20 protein-coding genes are annotated in these 20088 nt (G+C 41.8%); 11 read left to right on the forward strand and 9 right to left on the reverse strand.

Annotated elements, in window-relative coordinates; all coding sequences use genetic code 11:
- The first annotated feature begins 29 nt into the window (after nt 1–29).
- From CWC29_RS19485 to CWC29_RS19495, 4 genes are all read left to right on the forward strand, one after another.
- Nucleotides 30–2585: an insulinase family protein gene (locus CWC29_RS19485; protein WP_138521318.1), complete on the forward strand. Its 2556-nt coding sequence runs from the start codon at nt 30–32 to the stop codon at nt 2583–2585.
- A gap of 316 nt (nt 2586–2901) precedes the next feature.
- Complete coding sequence (locus CWC29_RS19490) at nt 2902–3462, forward strand: glycine-rich domain-containing protein (protein ID WP_138521316.1); 561 nt, start codon at nt 2902–2904, stop codon at nt 3460–3462.
- 11 nt (nt 3463–3473) lie between these two features.
- Complete coding sequence (locus tag CWC29_RS24000) at nt 3474–3596, forward strand: hypothetical protein (RefSeq protein ID WP_268960349.1); 123 nt, start codon at nt 3474–3476, stop codon at nt 3594–3596.
- Nucleotides 3597–3626: 30 nt separating this feature from the next.
- A complete protein-coding gene (locus CWC29_RS19495; RefSeq protein ID WP_209319187.1) occupies nt 3627–3992 on the forward strand; it encodes a nuclear transport factor 2 family protein in 366 nt (121 codons plus the stop codon).
- Between the two features lie 424 nt (nt 3993–4416).
- Here the strand turns inward: CWC29_RS19495 and CWC29_RS19500 are convergent, their stop codons facing one another.
- Nucleotides 4417–5172, reverse strand: a complete 756-nt coding sequence (locus tag CWC29_RS19500) for a DUF3307 domain-containing protein (protein ID WP_138521314.1) — start codon at nt 5170–5172, stop codon at nt 4417–4419.
- A gap of 38 nt (nt 5173–5210) precedes the next feature.
- Nucleotides 5211–5819 carry a hypothetical protein gene (locus CWC29_RS19505; RefSeq protein ID WP_138521312.1) on the reverse strand — a complete coding sequence of 203 codons (609 nt, stop codon included), beginning with the start codon at nt 5817–5819 and terminating at the stop codon, nt 5211–5213.
- Between the two features lie 436 nt (nt 5820–6255).
- On the opposite strand from CWC29_RS19505, the gene CWC29_RS19510 reads away from it, so the two are divergent.
- A complete protein-coding gene (locus CWC29_RS19510) occupies nt 6256–6483 on the forward strand; it encodes a hypothetical protein (protein ID WP_138521310.1) in 228 nt (75 codons plus the stop codon).
- A 56-nt stretch (nt 6484–6539) separates the two neighbouring features.
- Here the strand turns inward: CWC29_RS19510 and CWC29_RS19515 are convergent, their stop codons facing one another.
- From CWC29_RS19515 to CWC29_RS19525, 3 genes are all read right to left on the reverse strand, one after another.
- Nucleotides 6540–6914: a PH domain-containing protein gene (locus CWC29_RS19515; protein ID WP_125251249.1), complete on the reverse strand. Its 375-nt coding sequence runs from the start codon at nt 6912–6914 to the stop codon at nt 6540–6542.
- A gap of 146 nt (nt 6915–7060) precedes the next feature.
- Nucleotides 7061–7429, reverse strand: coding sequence for a nuclear transport factor 2 family protein (locus tag CWC29_RS19520; protein ID WP_010605566.1), 369 nt, complete (start codon nt 7427–7429; stop codon nt 7061–7063).
- A gap of 24 nt (nt 7430–7453) precedes the next feature.
- Nucleotides 7454–8089 carry a glutathione S-transferase family protein gene (locus tag CWC29_RS19525; RefSeq protein ID WP_138521308.1) on the reverse strand — a complete coding sequence of 212 codons (636 nt, stop codon included), beginning with the start codon at nt 8087–8089 and terminating at the stop codon, nt 7454–7456.
- 116 nt (nt 8090–8205) lie between these two features.
- Here CWC29_RS19525 and CWC29_RS19530 point away from each other — a divergent pair, with 116 nt between their 5' ends.
- The 5 genes from CWC29_RS19530 (at nt 8206) to CWC29_RS19550 (ending at nt 14105) form a co-directional block, all read left to right on the forward strand.
- The gene (locus tag CWC29_RS19530) at nt 8206–8580 is read left to right on the forward strand and encodes a MerR family transcriptional regulator (RefSeq protein ID WP_138521306.1); all 375 of its coding nucleotides are present in this window, start codon (nt 8206–8208) and stop codon (nt 8578–8580) included.
- Nucleotides 8581–8643: 63 nt separating this feature from the next.
- A complete protein-coding gene (locus CWC29_RS19535) occupies nt 8644–9216 on the forward strand; it encodes an NAD(P)H-dependent oxidoreductase (RefSeq protein ID WP_138521304.1) in 573 nt (190 codons plus the stop codon).
- 102 nt (nt 9217–9318) lie between these two features.
- Nucleotides 9319–10269, forward strand: a complete 951-nt coding sequence (locus CWC29_RS19540) for a cytochrome-c peroxidase (protein ID WP_138521302.1) — start codon at nt 9319–9321, stop codon at nt 10267–10269.
- A complete protein-coding gene (locus CWC29_RS19545) occupies nt 10266–13427 on the forward strand; it encodes an EAL domain-containing protein (RefSeq protein WP_138521300.1) in 3162 nt (1053 codons plus the stop codon). The genes CWC29_RS19540 and CWC29_RS19545 overlap by 4 nt, the downstream gene beginning before the upstream one ends.
- Before the next feature lie 246 nt (nt 13428–13673).
- Complete coding sequence (locus CWC29_RS19550; protein ID WP_138521298.1) at nt 13674–14105, forward strand: hypothetical protein; 432 nt, start codon at nt 13674–13676, stop codon at nt 14103–14105.
- Nucleotides 14106–14568: 463 nt separating this feature from the next.
- On the opposite strand, the gene CWC29_RS19555 is transcribed toward CWC29_RS19550, so the two are convergent.
- The 4 genes from CWC29_RS19555 to CWC29_RS19570 form a co-directional block, all read right to left on the reverse strand.
- The gene (locus CWC29_RS19555) at nt 14569–14775 is read right to left on the reverse strand and encodes a hypothetical protein (protein ID WP_138521296.1); all 207 of its coding nucleotides are present in this window, start codon (nt 14773–14775) and stop codon (nt 14569–14571) included.
- Between the two features lie 156 nt (nt 14776–14931).
- Entirely contained in the window at nt 14932–16587 is a 1656-nt protein-coding gene (locus CWC29_RS19560; RefSeq protein WP_138521294.1) for a hypothetical protein, read from the reverse strand.
- A 66-nt stretch (nt 16588–16653) separates the two neighbouring features.
- Complete coding sequence (locus CWC29_RS19565; protein WP_138521292.1) at nt 16654–18573, reverse strand: alkaline phosphatase PhoX; 1920 nt, start codon at nt 18571–18573, stop codon at nt 16654–16656.
- A 196-nt stretch (nt 18574–18769) separates the two neighbouring features.
- Nucleotides 18770–19306: a lipocalin family protein gene (locus CWC29_RS19570; RefSeq protein ID WP_138521290.1), complete on the reverse strand. Its 537-nt coding sequence runs from the start codon at nt 19304–19306 to the stop codon at nt 18770–18772.
- 173 nt (nt 19307–19479) lie between these two features.
- Between CWC29_RS19570 and CWC29_RS19575 the strand changes: the two genes are divergently transcribed.
- Nucleotides 19480–20022: a DUF6942 family protein gene (locus CWC29_RS19575; RefSeq protein WP_138521288.1), complete on the forward strand. Its 543-nt coding sequence runs from the start codon at nt 19480–19482 to the stop codon at nt 20020–20022.
- Nucleotides 20023–20088 lie beyond the last annotated feature (66 nt).

Here is a 20088-nt window from a genome sequence, read left to right on the forward strand (position 1 = left end):
CGACAAGTTGTAAGGAAACTAATACCAACATGCTAATAAGAAGAAGCCTTTCTCCGATTTTTTCCTTTCTTTATTGCGCCTTGCTTATTTTTAATAGCAGCTCGTTTGCTCTGGAGCAACGCAGCCAAAACACTTTACCAACATTAAGCAATGGCATTGTATATCAACATATTCAATCTGATATTAACGTAGCTAGACTGGCTATTTTTGTAAAAGCGGGGCACTTATATAACGGTGATGCCCATGGTGTTTCCCATTTAACAGAACACTTATTCAATTTAGGGGGAGATGCAAAAAACGTATCGAAAATTGACGACTTTCTCGCATCAGTAAATGGCACCAGAAGAGCAACTTTAAATACATCTGGGGTTAGATATTGGTACGAAATTCCCACAGAATATCTAGGTGGCTTGTTACCTCTTATTCAAGAGTCATTAGTTGGAGTCACAGCTTCTGAAGATGCGATTGCAGCTCAAATAGCTGCAATCGATAATGAATGGAAGCAAGGGCAACGCTACCAAGAGCTGATTGATTGGGAGCAAACTTTCAGGGTATTTGCGCATACTGATCTAACGCTTAAGGATGGGTCGTTTTTTATGGGGAGTACCGCTGAATTTCAAAAATATGCAGCTAGGTTACAAGACGAGCTAAAAAGGTTATTTAGTAGGTACAATGGTAAAAACATCACGATTTTAAGTGAGTCATCACACAGCAAAGAAAGCGCTTTTAAGTTGATGGAAAAGACGATAGGCGCTGTAGAGTTGAGCGAACGAGATCACGCACAAAGAATGACTCAAGAGCCTTCTTTGCACTTTACACCAGTGACTGAAGTCAGAAAAAAACAAAATCATGATGACAAGGAAGTTCAATTCACATTTGCGGTTCCCCCTATTGCTAGCGCACCTCCTGTTTTTACACGGTTCTTAATACACCTTTTAAAGCATTCATCCATCCATACTGTTAGCTTAGGGCAAGCAACACTTCAGTTTTCACCCACATCAATTGAGTTTTCACCAAACGCATTTCATCAATTTGATAGCTTACACATGACTTTTCCCCGGCGCGAAGTTGAAGGGGGATCTATATATGAGGATGCGCGGCAATTTCTGTCGATTTTTAACTCTGTACTGTTAAGCTTGGCGGCAGTAGAACGAGAAGCGGAATTGGTATCGGTATACAATGATTTTGCAATGGAATATAGGCTGACATGTTCACAGAAAAACCTATCATTTGAATTGGCCAAAGAGTTAGATAATCAAGTTCACTTTGGTCGATTGACCGACTGGCTTAACGCTTGTCATATACCTCAAAAGCTCGATAGAGCCTTGTTTAGGCGCTTCGTTGAAACGTTTGTTTCCGCAAAAACTTACACTAAGCTATTTGTGAATGATGATGAGTGGGTTTCACTTAAGAATAAAGATGTGATGGAACATTACGACCAGCCTTATGTTTTGCTTGAGTCAACAAGAAAGAATGAGGTGAATACCCCACTATCTTTTCGTTTTCCAAGAAAAAATGCCTTGGTAGAAATGGTTGAAAAATCAATTGTCGCGAAGAAAGACGTGAGATTGCGAGCTGTAGAAGATGGCAAATTTGCATCCCACCGTGTGCTAAAGGCTGGTATTTCTCACATTCATGACTACGCAGAGGCACTAATAATTAAAGCGCACCTGGAAGCCAAATATAGCAAATGGTTAAGTGATGCTGATGCGTTAGGTACCCCTGTCACGTTTTTAATTGACGATAAGTTGAGTATTGTTGCAAGCGGCAGGAAATCGCTCGCCACTTATCTGGCAAACGCTATTGAAGTTCCAATTTCGGTTTTAGGTGATGATCTTGCAAAAGCCAAGACTGACGCGATTAGCGCGATTGAGAAAAAGGTCAATGACAATCAAGTGTTCAGAATGAATGAGTTTTTGGCACGGATCCAATCGAACCATATTTGGTCTGATGAGCAACTGCTTGCTGCTATTAGGCGTTATCCTACAAAGTCACCTGATAGCGTGAGTCACGCTTTACCGGCACCCAGCTCGCAAAATCTAGAACTCAAAAATAATGCGCCAGTAAACATACTGGCATCGTTAAGACAGGTGCAAACAGGCTCACTAGAAGAGAAAGTATATGCGGTTTTGCTCAACTCGATTATAAGAAGTGATTACAAGGAAAGGTTTAGGAATACACTTAAAATTGCCTACACAGCAATAACAGGTCACAAAGTGAGTGATAAAGGAACCGGCTTTGTTACTTTGCTACAGACATCGACACACTCAATCAGTGATATGAAAAAAATGAACCATCATTTTTTTACTGATATGTTGAGTAAGGTACAAAGGTTAACAGAGCAGGAGTTTTTACAACTGAGTGATGAAAGCAAAAAAGAGGTAATTAGATTGAGCAATCAGCTTGATTATGTATTCGCTGACCGGCTAATTTCTCAAACTGATGAGACTAGTATTAACTCGATGAAACTATCTTTGTCGGAGTTTAAAAGGTTTTCGAAGCGATTACTCAGTAATGATTTGGCTGAGCGGTATGTCGCAATTATAGGCATAGAAAATAACACAAAGAATAATGAAAACCGGTAGCCGCAGTGCCTCCAAGCACAAGATAAACCTATGACATTCATGTTAGGCAGGAGGCAAAGCTTAATGTCCACGGCTGACATCAGAAGAGCAACAATTCACGACGTAAACATGCGCGAGTTGTTGCTCGTCGGACGTAAATCGACTGGCCCCTAGCAGAGTTTTACTCATAGAAAGTTGGTGTGTTTGGCTCTCGTAACCTCTCAGCGTCTTGGCTAGCAAAAACCTCGAACTGATGTTAATAGTTTGTATTTCTCTTTTGACTAATTAGTAGGAACTGTATATTTTAAGGTGATTGCTAATATGGAGAAGGGATCTGATGAAAGCAATTGCAGGAAAGGAAAGTGCTGTGAGCTTTATCGAAAATTATGAATTTGATGAGGCTGTGCTCGAGTGGTTTGATTGGCATGTGGAAACTCATTTTGGGCAAAGGTTATCTGAAAAGGAAATACAAGTAGTTGTAGAAGGCTTAAAAGACTACTTGATATTTACCATCATTTCGCCTCATAAAGTGGCCGCTGCAAGCAAGCTGGTTGACGAACTGTTTCATGCTTTTATTTTACATACACATCAATACGCGTCCTTTTGCGAGGGGGTTGGGCAGTTTATTCACCACTATCCAGTGCGCAAGCGCGAAGTACTAGGTCATCAAACCCCACTAGAAAACATCGAATATAACGAGCATTATCAGGCAATAATTAGAACATACTGTCTTGCTTGTTTGGCTTCAGACCTAGATCCCCTCACAACAACGCAAGTCCCTTATTTATTTCAAGTTGACTCACTGTTACCAAAAGAACATGCGGTCTTGTTTGATATTCAGTTTTTTCAATCTGTGCTACCAAAACTTGGAGCGCACCATTTTATGATCAACGAGTAAAGGAGATATACATGTCATATTTAAAAAATCGAGCAAAAAGTAACAAAGCGGCTCACGCTCAAGTCGCGATAGAATTAGTAAAAGCTGAGAAGTTTGCAGACGTTTGTTTAGCTGGTGTATGGCCTAGAAAGTAAACGCTTTGAGTCTAGAATAAGCTTATTTTTATGGATATATTCGAAAAAATTGTAGCCCTAGAACAAGGGCTACATACACCGCAAATGCGCAGTGATATTGAGCGGATCTCAGATTATATTCACGATGAATTTTATGAAGATGGCCTATTTAGCAAAGGGATGACCAAAGCTGATATTCTAGCGGGGTTAAAACATGAAGACCTTAGCAAGCATAAAATAGTCAGTGAGGATTATAAATTGGTGTCTCAGAGTCGTACGCGGGTGACCATTACATACACCTCAGCACTTGAGAGTGCTCTAGGTGAGAGATCATACTATGCCCAGAGGCACTCTACTTGGTGTTGGTGCAGTGATGATAAATGGCGTCTGATAAGCCATAGTGCAGCATTGATATAGTCATATTATCGTGTTCATCTAATACCTATTAACCTTAATACTTGCTGAGTTTGAAGGAGTAAACTTGACGCTAACAGCGTTAAAGATTTCTTATTTAAAACAAATAAGTAGAAAAATTTTCTCGCCTCAAAATAGCAAGCTTAATTAAGCTAATTGGTAATAAGGCTAAGAGACTCGTAAAAAGCAATTAACAGCAAAACAGAAAAAGAGTCTATAGATTAGTCTGAGAAGCCTCAAAGATAACCATAAGCCTTGCACTGGAAATTAATAATAAGTTCGTCAGTTACAAAGGACTTAGTTATTCATTGTGATGGCAACTCCTAATGAGGAAGTAGAATGAGTAGAGGCAAATAATTAGCGGTAAATAGCGCCTACGTTTATTTGCAGGCACTAGATTAAATGTCAAGACACTGAATGGATTAAATTACAATTGAATGGGCATAAATGGTTTGATGAAGGCGCCGACCACAAGGGCAAGCAACACACTGACAAGCGTGCCCAACATCACGTATTCGGTGAGCTTTCTGTCTTGGCTTTGGGTTAGATCGCCAAAGCGAAACACCGATTTAGCGGCGAGAATAAAACCGATAGCAGCCCAGCTATCCAGTAACACGCAGCTCAGCAGTAATACACGTTCAAGCTGACCAATTAAGCTTCCTGCTTGCGGCAGGCTATCAAGAGCTGAATTATTGAGTTGCCATCGCTCAAGCAGCATGCTGGTGAATATCGATGCGGGATGCAATACCATTAAATAGCCCACAACCAATATTAGCAGCTGGACATTGGCAAAAGGCTTGGCAAAGACACTGAGTGCAATCTCAGGCTCTGCAATTAGCCAAGTGACGACCACTAATATGGCAATATGTGCACATTGGTCTATCACAAAAGGAATAGCTCCCTTGCTAGAATAGGATTTAGCTAAGTCGATACAGTAGTGACTAATACCTACCGCTAGCGCAAAGAGCAGCGCATTCCATTGTGCTCCCCAAAACAAAGTAGACTGCCAAAGTAGGATGATTGCAAGTGCAGCCCCGCTATGCGCGATACTATGCCACAACAATTTGATGGACTTATAGTGACGGGTATTTCTATCATGTACCCAGCTCATAGGTTGGAGGTAAAAGTCAGTGAGTGTGTGGCCTATTACTAACCACAATAACAATACTTGCCATTCGTTCATTAAGTCCACCTCGTGATATTTAAGCGTTGAGCATTCGACTATTGGTGTGAGCGTGCAATTGCTAAAAATTGATCTAGTAAAGCATAGTGTGCGCTATTGAGTAACTTAGTCACATTCACCCGACTGGTGTTGAGTTGTTTTGCAATATCGGCATGGCTCAACTTAGGGTGTGAAATATGAATAAAAGCGGCCTCTGCTTGTTTATGGGTTAAGTTCGAAAGTAACAAATCCACAAATGCTAGGTTTAGTGTAAAGTGGGCATTGCTGTCATTGTTATATCTGAGTCTTGCTTGTCCTATTGTGTCCAACCCTCGGCCCGCTAGTACCAGCGCAGTACCCGTTGCGGTTGATAAATCTGCGGCGGTGATATTGACTTCACCGACTGCGAGGCTGAGTCTGGCATCGCTATGTCGGCTAATTAAAAACAACCGTAGCCGTAACGCCACATTGAATAGTTTCGTCGCGTCTTGCAACACAAGCTGAAAGCCATCGCCGCGGTAAAAGCTATAATAGCCCTGCTCTGCAGCTGCTATATCAGCTAAGTAGTCCTTTAATTCACTTTGCAGTGTTGTAAGTTGTAGTAGTGACAGTGATTGTGAGCCGACGATGTCTGCTGTGATCACCGCACCTTGAAGTAGTGATGTCATGTAAGTAACTTGGTTTGGTTACATATCGATAAGTAACTAATTTTGGTTACATTTATTTTGGTATGAAGCTGGATAAAAAGCAAGCAGTCGGTAAGACTTGTTCACTTTGACAGTATTTTACCAAAACGAATGCAGTTATGGAGGCAGACAAAGCTTCCGTTGATGTGAGAAATAGACGTTTATTAGCAGCTCTAAAACTTACATTTTTAAATTTAATATACTGATTTTAAAGTGCTTTATTGTCACCTCGGGCGTGGATGTTAGTGAAGCACGGGGCCACTTTATTCATGACTGACAAAACGTCGTTTACTATCCTCGGCGAAGTGCCTACCAGTGTCGATTATCTCACCGACACGATGTACTATTGATAAATCGAATATCGGCCAAGAAAGAAGTGGTAGAGCTTACGGTTGCGAATCAATAACTGGAGTATAAAATGAGCCAATTAGCTCAATATCAGCGTTTTAGGCAAGAACTGGGGCAATTGCTCGCACAATACAAAGGCTATGGGTTGGTACTTGGTTTTCTGCTAAACCTGAGTATTTGGCATATTGCATCTCAGTTTGTTGCTGATCCCTTTGTCTCTAACTTTTGGAATCAAGTGTTTGTTTCCTTACTCTTTTCTGCGGTTTTTTGCTTGCGTACTGAGCGAAAACCAACTTAATTTTCTCGCCGAAAAGAAAGGCACAATACGCATGTGCCTTTTTACAGCAAGCGCGGCTATAAACAATACTGTGAAATGATCTTATACACTTGGTTGATATTGTCGCCCGCTTTAAATTCTTTACTAATTGGCGTTGGATCTGAGCCAATCCAGATTTTTAATTCCGCGTCTAGGTCGAAGTGACCCGCAGATTCTTTGCTGTATTTTGTTATTTTGCTATACGGAATGCTGAGCATTTCTACTTTGCTGCCCGTCATGCCTTGCTTGTCGATTAAAATTAAACGCTTGTTAGTAAAAATAAATAAGTCGCGGATCACTTTGTAAGCTTGTGCAACCTCTTCTCCGGTGATAAGTGTATCTTCTAATAACTTATCAACTTCGTTACTGTCTACTTCGCTTGCATTACCGAGTAGACCACTTAATAGTCCCATTGTTATTCTCCGTTTTTTTCAATTCGTCTTAGACTGATCGCTAGATAGTGCTTAGGTCGAAATGAATTAATGATGAAAGTGACAAAACCAGCATAGAAAAGCACGCTGATTTTGCCAAATAAATAACCCGAGTTTGGAGTAAGAAGTTAGCTTATATCTCTTATCAAACAAATTTTGCCATCACGAAATGCAAACTCTGAGCGGCCTTGTAAGGAGATGCTTTGCCCTGCTTTCATGCCATTGGCCAAGTCTTGGGCTAATTTAGCTTTGTATGTCACATGAACAATAAACAGATCATTGTCTTGCGTGGCGGCGGTTAAAGATTGATTGCGTTCGGAAAATAACTTAGCGGACTGATTTGCTAATTCTGCAAACTCCATTTTACTGGTTGTACGCGTCGTAATTTCACCATTGGCGAGATTCTCAAATACGACATCATCCGTGAGCTGAGCTAGCATACCCGGGATATCAAAATGATTGTAGGCTGAGATATAATTTTTAACTAAGGTTTCCATTTTTCCTCCTTGGTGTAATGGATGTTAATAAAAACTTAGATCGGTTTGTTCAATTTCGCACACTCTTTTTACCACTTTTTGCTGTGCCATGACTCGCATAAATCGACCCAAATGCGCATAGTCTTTTGGCGCAGTATTAAATCCACTTGCCCAATGGGCTAGCATAAACAAATAATAGTCACAGAGCGTGAGCTGCTCACCAGCTAAATAGGTGTTTGTTGCTAACTGCTTATCGATGAGTGCAAACATGTCGCCGACTCGTTGCTCTGCGGCTTGAGACATGGTCTTACTGTTCTCTAGTGACAGCTGATATTTTTCAGGATAAAAATACAGCATGAGTTCTGGCTGAACTGTCGTGGTTAAATAAAAAAGCCACTGATAAAACGTGGCTCTCTGTGGGGTTTTCGGCGCAGGGATAAGTTGCCCCTCAGGGTGCTTTTCGCATAAATGCAAACAAATTGCCGCACTCTCGAAGATGACCTGTTCGCCGTCGACCAATGTCGGGATCCGTCCTGTTGGATTGAGTTCTAAATAGGTCGCAGACTTTTGTTGTTGTGTCTTTCTATTGACTAAGAGCAGTTCCTTTTCTAGCTGTAAGTGCTCAAGTACGAGGTGCGGTGCCCAACTGGCATTACGAGGGTAGTAAAATAACTGATACATCTTCTGCTATTCCTTGGCGATACTTTTTGTTAGCGTGTGGCTGGTTTACCGTTGATAGTTGCAACTTTTGCAGAGGCTGTAAACCGTTATTTTGCTTTTAGCAGGGAGAATCAAAAATGTATATTGGCAAGCTGTCAAAGCAAACAGGGCTGTCAGTTAAGGCCATTCGCTTTTATGAAGAAAAAGGGCTTATACCTACCCCGGAGCGGGTTGGTAAGTACCGTGTCTATTCGCAAGTGGATGTCGATCTGTTGTTATTAATAAAAGAAGCAAAATTGCTCGGTGTGTCGATTAAGCAATTGCAGCAGGTAATTGAAATTAAAGGGCGACAAGTCAACTGGGTAGAAATAAACACGTTTTTAGTTGAGCTCAAAGCATCCTGCATAGAGCAAGTTGCGCAGCTTCAGCAAAAAATACACCGAATTGAACACTGCATCGCATCGCTTGATGAATGTCCACAGATAAAACTATCCCAGTCTCAGGTAGAGTAACTTGACTCTCCCGTTAGGGGGAGACAGTACACTCGTTTCTCAGTCATTGATAAGGAAACGACGATGAAAAAAATACTGCTACTAAACGGTAACCCCAAAACCAAAAGCCTGTGCCACGCTATCACAGCAAGCTACGAGCAAGCTGCAAGCACCCAACATCAAATACGCAGAATGGATCTTAGTGAGATGCACTTTGAAATCAATTTGATGTATGGCTATGAAGCAAATCAACCGTTAGAGCCATGCCTCAAGCAGTTCCAAGAGAACTTACTGTGGGCGCAGCACATTGTGATAGTAAGCCCAATTTGGTGGTTGGCGTTACCAGCCAAGCTCAAAGGGCTAATAGATAGAACATTACTTCCAGGCTTTGCTTTTAAATACAGTGAAGCAGGAACTGAAATTGAAAAACTTCTAGCGCATAAAACCGCAAGAGTTATTCTCACATCAGACACGCCGCAAACTTATTTGGAAGAAGCCGCAACTGGGCTTGTGGCTCAACTAGAACATGGGACATTGGGGTTTTGTGGTATAGAGCCAACTCAACATACGTTATTTGGCCCAGCGCACTTAGCAACTCCTGAGGTAATTGATAACTGGCTGAGTGAAGTGACAAGTTTAGCCGTGCGGGGCGAGTGAGTAAAAACACACAACTTCTATTGCTAAGCTTATTTTAAATCAAAATTTGCAATGCCGAATGTTGCTATCTTTTACAGCAAGATGGCAACTTGGGCGGAGTGTATGCGAATTTGGAGTTTATTACTTTTTGCGTTTCCATTATTGGGAGTTGCAAATGAGCCAATTCTGCCACTTGAGTCTGCAATAGGACTTGATGCCGATAAAGTCAGCTTGGGCAGAACACTTTTTTTTGATAAGCGACTTTCTCGAGGAAATCAGGTTAGCTGTGCGTCATGCCATCAACTTCCCAGTCATGGCGCAGATGTAAAGCCCCTTTCCAGTGGTGTTAATGGTGCAGTTGGTGAGCTAAAAACTCCGACCGTTTACAATGCAGTTTTTAATATCCGTCAAGCGTGGGATGGCCGTGCTCAATCGCTTTATGATCAGGTCGACTCACCCATCTTAAACCCTAAAGAGCATGATATGACTTGGCCAGAAGTCATTGCTAAGTTAAATCAAGATAAAATACTTGTCGAGCAATTTGATAAAGTATACTCGCAGGGAATAACCAAGCACACGATAAAAGACGCAATAGCAACTTTTGAATCGTCGTTAATCACCGTTGATGCGCCGTTTGATTTATGGCTCAAAGATAATAGTGTAAAACTGCCGAAGCCTGCTATTGCCGGCTATGAGCTATTTAAACGGTATGGCTGTATTAGCTGTCATCAAGGGCGCAATGTTGGCGGTAATATGTTTGCCAAAATGGGCACTTTTGGTGATTACTTTGGCGATAGAAAGACGCCAATTCAAAAAATGGATTACGGCCGTTTTAATGTTACTGGCAACGAGCAAGATCGCTTTGTGTTCAAAGTGCCGAGTCTGCGACTTGCTAGTAAACAAGTATATTTTTTTCACGATGGTAGTCATAGTAGCCTAGAAGCTGCCGTTGCGACCATGGCCAAATATCAACTTGGCCGCAATATCTCAGACTCTGATATCAATAAGCTAGTTGCCTTTATTGGCAGCCTAGCAGGACATCACCACGAAATGGATTTGGAAAATCACGAATGAAGAATAAGGCCTTCATTGGTGTGCAAGCATTATTGCTGTGCGCGCCAATTGCGCTTTTTGCGTACTTTTACTCGCAACAAGAGCTCAGTAGTCAAACACACCAATCACGAGTTACCCTGCTCTTTGAAGCCAAAAGTATTGATGCCAAACTGGATGCCGCTGTGTTACAAATGCTTAGTGCACAGCTCAATCAATATGATGAGTTAGCGCAATTAGCACATGCAATTGACGCTTTGAATACACCTGAGCGGGATGCGTTATTTGTAGAAACTACACCGGATATTCAACAGCAATTTGATGCTTATCGTCAACTGCTTAGTGATAAAGTATTGCAAGTCGAATCCATTAAAACAGCTGCAGCAAACATTAAGAACAGTTTGCTTTATCTCCCCGAGCTACTCATTGAGCTGGAACAGAGCGAGCCTGAATTGGCGACACATGCAAATAGAATGCTTGCTAATTTAATGTTGGGTCAGCTTTACGAATTTGTGGCAGAGCCTTTACTTATAATTGACTCTGAAAGTCGCTTAGAGCAGTTGATCTACCAGCATTTTAATGTTGCCCTAGTTAACAGTGCAGAATTAAAAAAGGCAAAACAACGCTTTTTATCTTTACCTAGTGACCAAGCTTTTTCAGCGCTTTATGCGGCATATAGTCAGCACCACAGTGAAACCATAGAAAAAACCAAGCATCAAAGTGAATTACTCTTGCTGCTGACCATTGCGCTATTTTTGCTCTTGGTTGTGTTTGCTAACCGGCTTTATGTAGCCAAAAATAAAATTTTGAGCACCAGTAAAACTTTGTCAGACGCCGTTGCGCGTTTAACCGAAGGATTTGCTCTTTTTAGTCGAAATGGCAATTTGTTGCTCTGCAACAGTGCTTGGCGTAGTCACTTTGCAATTGCTGATAGTGATAAAATGCCACGCAAACTAGAAGAATGGCAGCAGCAGTTTGGAGAAATCTTTAACTCCGATGCTAATTTGCATCAAACAGAATCAGGCGCTTGGCTTCAGGTAAAGCAAACTAACACGCACAATAATGGTCAAGTGTTTGTAAGTGTCAATGTCTCCCTTTTTAAACAAGCGGAAGAAGAGCTGCGAAAATGGGGCCATGCGATTGAACAAAGCCCCTCTTCTATTGTGATCACCGATCCTCGTGCTCGTATTGAATACGTTAATCCTAAGTTTGAACAAGTTACCGGGTATTCACTTGAGGATGTGAAAGGACATACACCGAAAGTACTAGGTTCCAAGCAAGGGTTCACGGACTACAAAGCACTTTGGCAAACGATTAAACAAGGTAAAGTCTGGCGTGGTGAGTTTTACAACCGCCGTAAGTCTGGAGATTACTATTGGGAGTACGCATCTATTTCCCCGATTAAAAATCAGCAGGGGGAAATCATAAACTTTATTGCGATCAAAGAAGATATCACAGCACAAAAAAGTGCAAGTGCGCAGCTTAAAACTGCGGCTGCGGTATTTAATGCAACGCAAGAAGGAATTATGACCACCAACGCAAAACTTGAAATCACCGCGGTCAACCCAGCCTTCACCAAAATTACCGGTTATGAAGAACATGAAGTACTCGGTCAACGACCCAATATTTTAAGCTCGGGCAAGCATGATAAACATTTTTATGAGCAGATGTGGAGCACTCTCAACTCGCACGGACAATGGGCGAGTGAGATCTGGAACAAGCGTAAAGACGGTACTTTATATCCAGAGTGGCTAGCAATCAGTGTCGTGCATGATGACAAAGGACTGGTACAGCAATACGTTGCCATATTGTCTGATATGACTGAGCGCAAAGCGCAAGAGGAGCAGATTGAATATCAAGCCTATTACGATGTGTTGACCGGGCTGCCTAACAGAACGTTATTACTCGAGCGCATTGAGCAAGATATTAAGCGGATGAGCCGCACTCATCATCAAAGTGCGGTGTTATTTATCGATTTAGATAGATTTAAGCGGGTCAACGACACCATGGGTCACGAAGCCGGAGATGCTTTACTTATCTCCGTAGCCAAGCGTTTAAACGGCCTGCTGCGTAAAAGCGATACCTTGAGCCGCTTTGGTGGAGATGAATTTGTATTATTATTGAGCCAAATTGCGCATCCGGATCATGCCGCGCAAGTCGCCGATAAGATTGTCAAAGCACTAAGTAGCCCTTTTGTGATCAATGGCTTTGAGGTATTTACGGGGGCAAGTATTGGGATCGCTATTTTACCTAGTGACGCAAAAGACCAAAGAGAGCTATTGCGCCTTGCTGACTTAGCGATGTATAAGGCAAAAGAAGCGGGACGCAATCAATATCATTTCTTTGCTCAAGAAATGCAGCAGCAGGTGAATCGGCGAGTTGAGCTGGAGCAGCTACTTCGGGCTGCGCTTGAGCACCAGCGTTTAACCGTACATTACCAACCTATTGTCGATACGGTGTCGGGTAAATTATATGGCGTCGAGGCGCTCATGCGCTGGCCAACTGATTTCGGCCAGTATATTTCCCCCGCTGAATTTATTCCGGTTGCTGAAGAAAGTGGCCTTATTGCTCCTCTTGGTGAGTGGTTACTCGCCAAAGCATGCAATGATATTCGCAGATTAAATAAAGCGCTTGGCATGAATTGTTACTTGACGGTAAATGTCTCGAGCCAGCAATATCGACTCGGTTTTAATGCCACTATCATTAAACAAATCATGCAGCAGTCAGGCTTTCATCCAGAGAACCTAACGCTTGAGATCACAGAAAGCATCTTGCTTGAAGACGATAAAGCTGTAACCGCTTGGTTGCAAAGCCTACGGGCAACGGGAGTCAACTTAGCAATCGACGACTTTGGCACTGGCTACTCTTCGCTTAGTTATCTTAAACGTTTTCCTATCAATATATTAAAGATTGACCGAGGTTTTATTCAAGATATAGATCAAAACCAAGATGCTGTCGTTTTGGTCAACGCGATTTTATCGATGGCCGAAAGTTTATCGCTCAAAGTGATAGCTGAAGGCGTAGAGCAACAAGGGCAGCTAGATTGCCTAACAGGTTTGGGCTGCCAGTATGTACAAGGGTATTTTTATGCCAAACCAATGGCGATTGAAGTATTAATTGATTGGGTTGAGCAATTTGCCATTATATCGGATCGAACATCTCCAAAGCTATGGTTGGATTGAGGGGCGGTGCTTACGAAGCTATTAACTTTATTGGGTAAAGTGCAATGATCCTGTTAGATATGATGTCTAAGCCGTGGGTGGGCATCGAAATCTCTTACGAGGACATGCCTTGGGGACGTTTATTCTGTGGAAATACAATCAAGAAGTTTGATTTAGTTTGTATCGAATATAGATAATAATTGATGTGTTTGTAATTCTTTGTTATCTTTTTGTTTTTATATGTTTGATTATTAAGGGAAAATGGTAATGATAACAGGTTGGAAAGGAGCGCTAGCGTCAGTAGCACTGCTTGCATGTTCTACTTTGAGTTACGCTGGTAACGGTAAAGCAGTTGTTCCTCACTGGTTAGCGTCAACGAACGGCAATACTTCAGTGTTTATCAGTAATATCACTGATAATCCTCTGAAGGTTACAATTAAGTTCTATGACCAAAACGGTAATGTAAAAAAGGCTGAGCGTTATGAGAACTTCTCAAATTCTGGTACAGAAATTCAGGCTAATTCATCTGCATATGTAAATATTGGCCAAAGTGGTGTAACTGGATATGGCTATGCCACTATAGAGTGGGAAAATATCGGCAATGCGGATGATGTGTTTGGGTTAGTTGCATATGCTCACTTTGCGAAAACCACATTATATCGCTCAGCTATTCCAATCAATGATGGGAATCCATTTTAAATAGGTTAGCAAGGCTGTTTAGCTTTGCTAACAGCTCAATGCTGAATTGTAGTTAGTGAAATAAAGATCTGTAAGGCCAAGAAAAGTACATTGGTAACAATGATCACCAATCGCTTAAACCTCAGCCAAAGATTAAGTACCGAAATATGCGCGATTAAAAACGTAAAGGACAAGTCTGAGCTAGTACAATTAATTCAGCTAAGTGGCATGGTACTTCCAACAAACTTACCGTGCCCATTGATATTCGAAACCACCCACTCTAGGTTTTTATCGTAATTCGTGAAGGGTAAAAATAATACGTTCCAGTGGTATGAAGTGAATATCGGAACTCAAAGCTCAAGTTGTTTTTCTTCTTCCAAGTGCGTTTGTATAGCACCCGCCAAGCCCTCTTTTAATGATTCTAAGTCTTTAATTTGATTGATTAACGCTGTTCTTTACTTAATCGCTAATTCCCGAAATCGCATTATTCCTTATTGTCACTATTGAGTACGATGTTTTCTAGTAATGAAGTAAGTGTCTGGTAATATCGATGCTTGTATAATAGCAAGTGCATCGTTCTTGTCCGCTTTTTGCTTGTTCCACTCTTAGGAAGCAGATCGGAGTCAGCTTCTAGATGCCATCTCAGCTCTGCTTTACGATGCGCTTTGGTTAACGGCTTGATAAGCGCCATTAAAACACTATCTTGTTAAACCTTTATCTGATTGAAACTCTATCATTGATTTAACTGAGTCGACAGGTTGAGTCATATGACATTATTTTTCTTAAAAATACTGAAATGACGCTGATTACTCAATACTATCGACTCACCTAAGTTGTTTAGATATTCTTACTCGGTTTTATTCCAATCCAGTTGCATATCCCACACATATCGGTGCTTTGGCTCTAGAGGCTGTTGAGAGTCATCGACTTGTTCAAGCACATTGCGTGCCTTTACTATGGTGGCATCGCGACCGAACAAGTAACTCTGCTCTTTGACAATGGTCAAGTAGGCCTTGTTCAATGCCAGCGCGCGTGGCTTTGATGGTGTGATCAATTCATAGAGGTTTTTCACAGACTGCACTTTTTTGCTGTTTACCGTTCCATCTTCGTTAAACCAGCGCATCAGCATCTCTTGGTTCTGCCTAAACTCATCCCCGCCGCCAACACGCATCATATAGGTCAGGAATTCGCCCTGCTCTTCGCCTTTGTTAGGTACGTCTTGCATCTCTTTTAAATTGATATAACCCCAACCCAGCTTTCCCTCGACTTTACGTGCAAATGAGAAGGTTTGGTCATAGGTTGAGCCAATGGTTTTGTGACAGCCATTACAAAAAGCAAGCTCTTGTTCATGTTGCGGACGAAGTGCACCATTTTTGTCTTCAATATAACCGTTAATCGTCCAACCGAAGTTGTTATTGATCCCTTGGTCGCCCAAATAAAGCGTTTGAGGGTAATTTTCGAATGCCTTTTCTTTCGCTTCTCTGTAGTAAGCTGCCCCGAGTGATTGCTTGGATTTAAAGTTGTGCTTCTTCATGTAGCGCACTTCTTTCATTCTTGGCGCATTAAATACTTGACCATTATCATCCACCCCAATATACCGAACGGTATGTAAAAACTCAGTGTCTTGTGGATATAACTGATGAGCAAGCTCGATAGTATTGGCATCACCAAGGTAACGTTCACCGCGCAGCATGCTAGTGATCTGCGTGAGCTTGCCATCACCATTTAAATCTACGCCAACTCGCGATTCAGAAATCACTGGTGTTGATATTTCGTCAAGCCCCTTTACAGCCATTTCAACCAGACTTAAGTTAGCAAGATAGACGTCTTGATTATACGTTTCACCTTTTTCTCTAAAGGCGTCAGCAAGGCGGATCATGACATCTCCTGTAGAGCCATTAGTTGGCCAGAAAGTACTAGGAAAAGGCTTATAATTGAATGCCACCCAGCCACTGCCGTCTTTTGCTATACCCAGCTCATCGAATGCTTTTTCAGGATATGCCAAGTTGTTAAGCGGGGTGATCTCACCTTTCCAGTCAGGGTTATTTTTCAGTTTTTCGATGAAAGGAGTGTAATTATCTTGGTTGACCCAGTTAGTAATATCTTGATCTGAGATACCTTTGATAAGTTCTGAACGATCTTTAAACAAATTTTTCCAGTGGTTTTTAAATCCAAGGTCGGAAAACTCATAGGCACCTTGTAAATTGGCATCGCGCATCATGTTTGGTCGGTTTTTTTCATCGTATGATTGATGGCAAGCGTAGCAAGGGTTATTTACACCATCCGTTTTGGTGTAACACTGAGGCGGGATCACCGATTCAGGGTTATAGACTTCATTGTGCTGCATAAATGCAGTCGCAGGAATATCATCACCTTGTTGGTAAGGTGCTTCAGTCTGCGCCGACAAAAGTGCGATGTTGGTTAGCTCTTGGGGCTGTTCATCATTACAACCAAGTAACACTGCGCTCGTTAACGCCACTAGGGTTAGGCTAACGTATTTCATTTTTATGACTCCAAAATTTTGCTAAAAAAAAGCAGCGCACTATAAGGTGCGCTGCTACTTGTTTAATTATTTTGCTTTAGGGTCATAAAGCCATAGTGTGTTATTTTCTTGGAAGCCATCTTCGCCGATGATAATCCGGCCATCTTCCATAACGATAACGTTATCAGGCTGTGAAAGCTGATTGACGTCACAACGCTCAGCGCCAGTCAATGATGAGCGGTACGTACCACCCATTACAACGGGCTCAATACGAGTTAGGTTATAGTTGTTATCTATATGGGCACGATATACACCACCACAATCTTTAACACGCGCAGAAAGCTGAATATCACCTTCTTCATCAATCATGGTTTTATCAATATCTGCAATGCCAATGTACATATAGGCTTTATCTACTACTTCACCGGCAACAACATCTTGACCAGTTACTGCCTCAAGTACACGGTTGTGGTTGATGCTGATCCCTTCAAGTTTACGCCATTCAGCTGTCGCCCCTTTTTGGCGCGCAGCTTGACGAGATTCAAGGAAGATTGCTCGGTTATCCATAGGCTTGCCAGCCGTTACTTTACCACCACCATTTTCAACGGTAGGATAGGTCGCAGCACCTTCAGCCCATGCTTTTACGTCAGCCACAGACAGGTAGCTTGTTTGATCTTCAACATAGTCACTCTCATTGATGCCATCATATTCAGCAATCCAAGTTTCTATCTGTGCATTACTGCCATTACCAAGCTCAACCCAGCTAATGTCAAAGCCAGTTACAGCTGGATCAGTAAGGCCTGCATCCTGAGTTAACTTTGCTGCGTAAAGGGTACCCGCACTTAAGTCTTCTGGTTGATCTGCAACAAATTTAAATAGTACACCACCTGTGTCATCTTGTGATGAATAGACAGTACGGCGGTCTGGCATCACGACTGAGTTCTCATGCTCATAGCGACCAATTGTGAAGTGTTTCACAACATCAGGTGTTTCGGTCGTAGGATTTTGAATCTCAGCAATATAGCCGTAGCGATAAGGATTAGGGAAGTCAGGTGCAGTTAATGCTTCCATTGTGTCGTTGCCTGTCTCCGCTGGGTTATTCCACTGGGGATCTTGTGTTGAATCAACTTCAGACCAGACAATCCATTCTTCCGAAGTTAGTGGTGTACCCCAAGGAGATACTGAACCAAAACAGTTAGCTGCTGTTCCTTTAACACCGTCGAAATCTACCATCATAGCTTCTTCGATTGACCACTTCCCTGTTGTCGCTTTGCTCATTTTCAAACGACTAACACCACCTGGATACGCTTCCCAGTTCGTGAATAGGTAACCTGTGTCTGCGTCCACAGGAATATAACCATTAAAATCAGGATTATCATTTTTAATGATCTCTTCGCCAGTTGAGATACTGTAGTGCACACCCAATCCGCCCGCTAGACCTTTAGCACCAAGGTTCGCGAATGTATCTCCTGTTTGGCCTAGAATTTGATACTGACCAATCGCAGAAATCACGGTCTGTTGTTCCATGGTTGAAGCAGGAACTGGCGCGCTTGGGATATTTGCAGGTAGATTATTAAAGTTCACACCAGTTAGTACACCGACCGTACCCGTATTGAATGGCTTGCTGTTGAACTTATCTGTGGCTGTATTGGTGTCATTTGGGTGCTGAACGTTGAAGAACAAGTCGCCTCCTTCGGAAAGAAATAGACCAGTAACTTCGGCACCAGCCGGGACGGTTGCTATGCGAACAAGGCCAGGTACGCTGTAGCTACCATCACGACCATTTTGGCCATCTTGTCCATTTTGACCATCCTGTCCATCTTGACCATCCTGTCCGTCAGTACCACTTTGACCATTTGAGCCATTAGTGCCGTCTGCACCATCTTGGCCTGCTGTGCCCTGCTCACCTTGAGGTCCCGCTGGGCCTTGTGCTCCATCATCACCATCACAGGCTGTAAGTGCCATTGCAACTGCTGCTGCAATAAGAGAATATGCTACACGCTTCATGAGTTACTCCAGTTCCTAAGTATTATTTTTTGTAAAGCGTGCAACAGTGTGAAGTGTTCCTGTTACAGTTGACTGAATGATTTATTAACCATTTCCTACAGGAATAAGACACTTGGACTCAACTCACATACAGGCTACTTTCTGTTAGTAAGTTGAAGTACCTATAAAGGGAATTTTAGTGTAAAGGGGGTTTACATTATTTGTTCTGAACGGCTTCGTGCTTCATATAGATAAGTTCATCAGTGTTAAAGCCATATTTTTCAGACATATCTTTAAATTTAGTCATTATAGTGTCCGATACTTGAGGTGTTCTAGAAAGCAACCAAAGGTAATCACGATTGTAGCTGGTAACGAATGCATACTGGTAATCTTCACCTAACTCGAATACCACATAACTGCCATAAAACGGACCAAAAAATGACACTTTCAGGTGCGCTATTTCATCATTTGCAACAAACTTGGCTTTGCCAATTGCTTCTTTCCACTCTCCTTCCTCTGTTACATATCCCTTATTTACGACTTTAATTGACCCGTCGGAATTTTGGCTATAAGTTGCCGTGACGTTCTGCATTCCCCTTTCAAATGAATGGTCTAATCGCGCGATTTCATACCAAGTACCTGTATAGCGCTCAACACTAAAGTCTTTAACTGGTTTGATGCCATCAGGTAGCCCTGTGCATGCCGAAACTGCAAGCGTTAAAATCACCGTGAAAAATAACTGTCGTACTTTCATATAAATTCTCCATATTCCATCTTAATGTCATACGTAGTGTTCAAGCACTAAGATTAGCGATAGATTAAATTTTTACCTAGTAAGAACAAAATTTAATTCAAACCCTTACCATGCCAATTTCACCTTATTTATTTTAAACTTACGTGCAAATGAATAGATCGCAGCAAAGCGTGATGAATACAGCACAGAGCAAAAAAATACTAACTCATGGTTTGGGTGTAGCAACGGGGAAAGTTGCGTTTTATATTGAGCATCCACCAAACATAGAACCTTACAATAATTTGATAAAAGTCAGTGCGTTAGCTAATAGGGAGATCGAACATATTAATTCGCACTGCGGCAACGGTTGGCGGAAAATCTTCAATGTTTTTGCCAAGTTTTTATTTGCAGCAAAGCTGCCAGATCACGATATTACTAACTATTCAACTTGGCAGTCATATCGAGATAGTGCGTTACTTCAAGCTTCAAGTCAGGAAGCTCTGCTCTTTTCAGCGCCTGATTTTTCAGCAAAAACATACGATTGGCATATTATTGCAGGACGAACCTACGCGAAATCATTGCTTAGAGATCAGATTTTTACTAACAATTTAATTTGGCTGGATGATGAGTTCGCCGTTGACTATAACTTGCGTCTTATTATTTCGCCATTTTTGGATTATCGCCAACTTAGTAATATAAAAATCAATAGGTTAGTAGATATAATAAGACGAGGTTAGATATTAGGTGGAAACTAAACGGTATGCTAATTTGCGAATAGATCATATTTTTACTAAGTAAAATAC

The organism is Pseudoalteromonas galatheae, assembly GCF_005886105.2.
Classification (GTDB): Bacteria; Pseudomonadota; Gammaproteobacteria; order Enterobacterales; family Alteromonadaceae; genus Pseudoalteromonas; species Pseudoalteromonas galatheae.

Bases quoted from the DNA above. Each gene is read 5' to 3' on its own strand.
- CWC29_RS19525 (WP_138521308.1), bottom strand. From the start codon at position 8,089: ATGTATCAGTTATTTTACTACCCTCGTAATGCCAGTTGGGCACCGCAC.
- CWC29_RS19515 (WP_125251249.1), bottom strand. From the start codon at position 6,914: ATGGGACTATTAAGTGGTCTACTCGGTAATGCAAGCGAAGTAGACAGT.
- CWC29_RS19520 (WP_010605566.1), bottom strand. From the start codon at position 7,429: ATGGAAACCTTAGTTAAAAATTATATCTCAGCCTACAATCATTTTGAT.
- CWC29_RS19575 (WP_138521288.1), top strand. From the start codon at position 19,480: ATGAATACAGCACAGAGCAAAAAAATACTAACTCATGGTTTGGGTGTA.
- CWC29_RS19550 (WP_138521298.1), top strand. From the start codon at position 13,674: ATGATAACAGGTTGGAAAGGAGCGCTAGCGTCAGTAGCACTGCTTGCA.
- CWC29_RS19565 (WP_138521292.1), bottom strand. From the start codon at position 18,573: ATGAAGCGTGTAGCATATTCTCTTATTGCAGCAGCAGTTGCAATGGCA.
- CWC29_RS19485 (WP_138521318.1), top strand. From the start codon at position 30: ATGCTAATAAGAAGAAGCCTTTCTCCGATTTTTTCCTTTCTTTATTGC.
- CWC29_RS19540 (WP_138521302.1), top strand. From the start codon at position 9,319: ATGCGAATTTGGAGTTTATTACTTTTTGCGTTTCCATTATTGGGAGTT.
- CWC29_RS19500 (WP_138521314.1), bottom strand. From the start codon at position 5,172: ATGAACGAATGGCAAGTATTGTTATTGTGGTTAGTAATAGGCCACACA.
- CWC29_RS19545 (WP_138521300.1), top strand. From the start codon at position 10,266: ATGAAGAATAAGGCCTTCATTGGTGTGCAAGCATTATTGCTGTGCGCG.
- CWC29_RS19495 (WP_209319187.1), top strand. From the start codon at position 3,627: ATGGATATATTCGAAAAAATTGTAGCCCTAGAACAAGGGCTACATACA.
- CWC29_RS19560 (WP_138521294.1), bottom strand. From the start codon at position 16,587: ATGAAATACGTTAGCCTAACCCTAGTGGCGTTAACGAGCGCAGTGTTA.
- CWC29_RS19555 (WP_138521296.1), bottom strand. From the start codon at position 14,775: ATGGCGCTTATCAAGCCGTTAACCAAAGCGCATCGTAAAGCAGAGCTG.
- CWC29_RS24000 (WP_268960349.1), top strand. From the start codon at position 3,474: ATGTCATATTTAAAAAATCGAGCAAAAAGTAACAAAGCGGCTCACGCT.
- CWC29_RS19535 (WP_138521304.1), top strand. From the start codon at position 8,644: ATGAAAAAAATACTGCTACTAAACGGTAACCCCAAAACCAAAAGCCTG.
- CWC29_RS19530 (WP_138521306.1), top strand. From the start codon at position 8,206: ATGTATATTGGCAAGCTGTCAAAGCAAACAGGGCTGTCAGTTAAGGCC.
- CWC29_RS19505 (WP_138521312.1), bottom strand. From the start codon at position 5,819: ATGACATCACTACTTCAAGGTGCGGTGATCACAGCAGACATCGTCGGC.
- CWC29_RS19570 (WP_138521290.1), bottom strand. From the start codon at position 19,306: ATGAAAGTACGACAGTTATTTTTCACGGTGATTTTAACGCTTGCAGTT.
- CWC29_RS19510 (WP_138521310.1), top strand. From the start codon at position 6,256: ATGAGCCAATTAGCTCAATATCAGCGTTTTAGGCAAGAACTGGGGCAA.
- CWC29_RS19490 (WP_138521316.1), top strand. From the start codon at position 2,902: ATGAAAGCAATTGCAGGAAAGGAAAGTGCTGTGAGCTTTATCGAAAAT.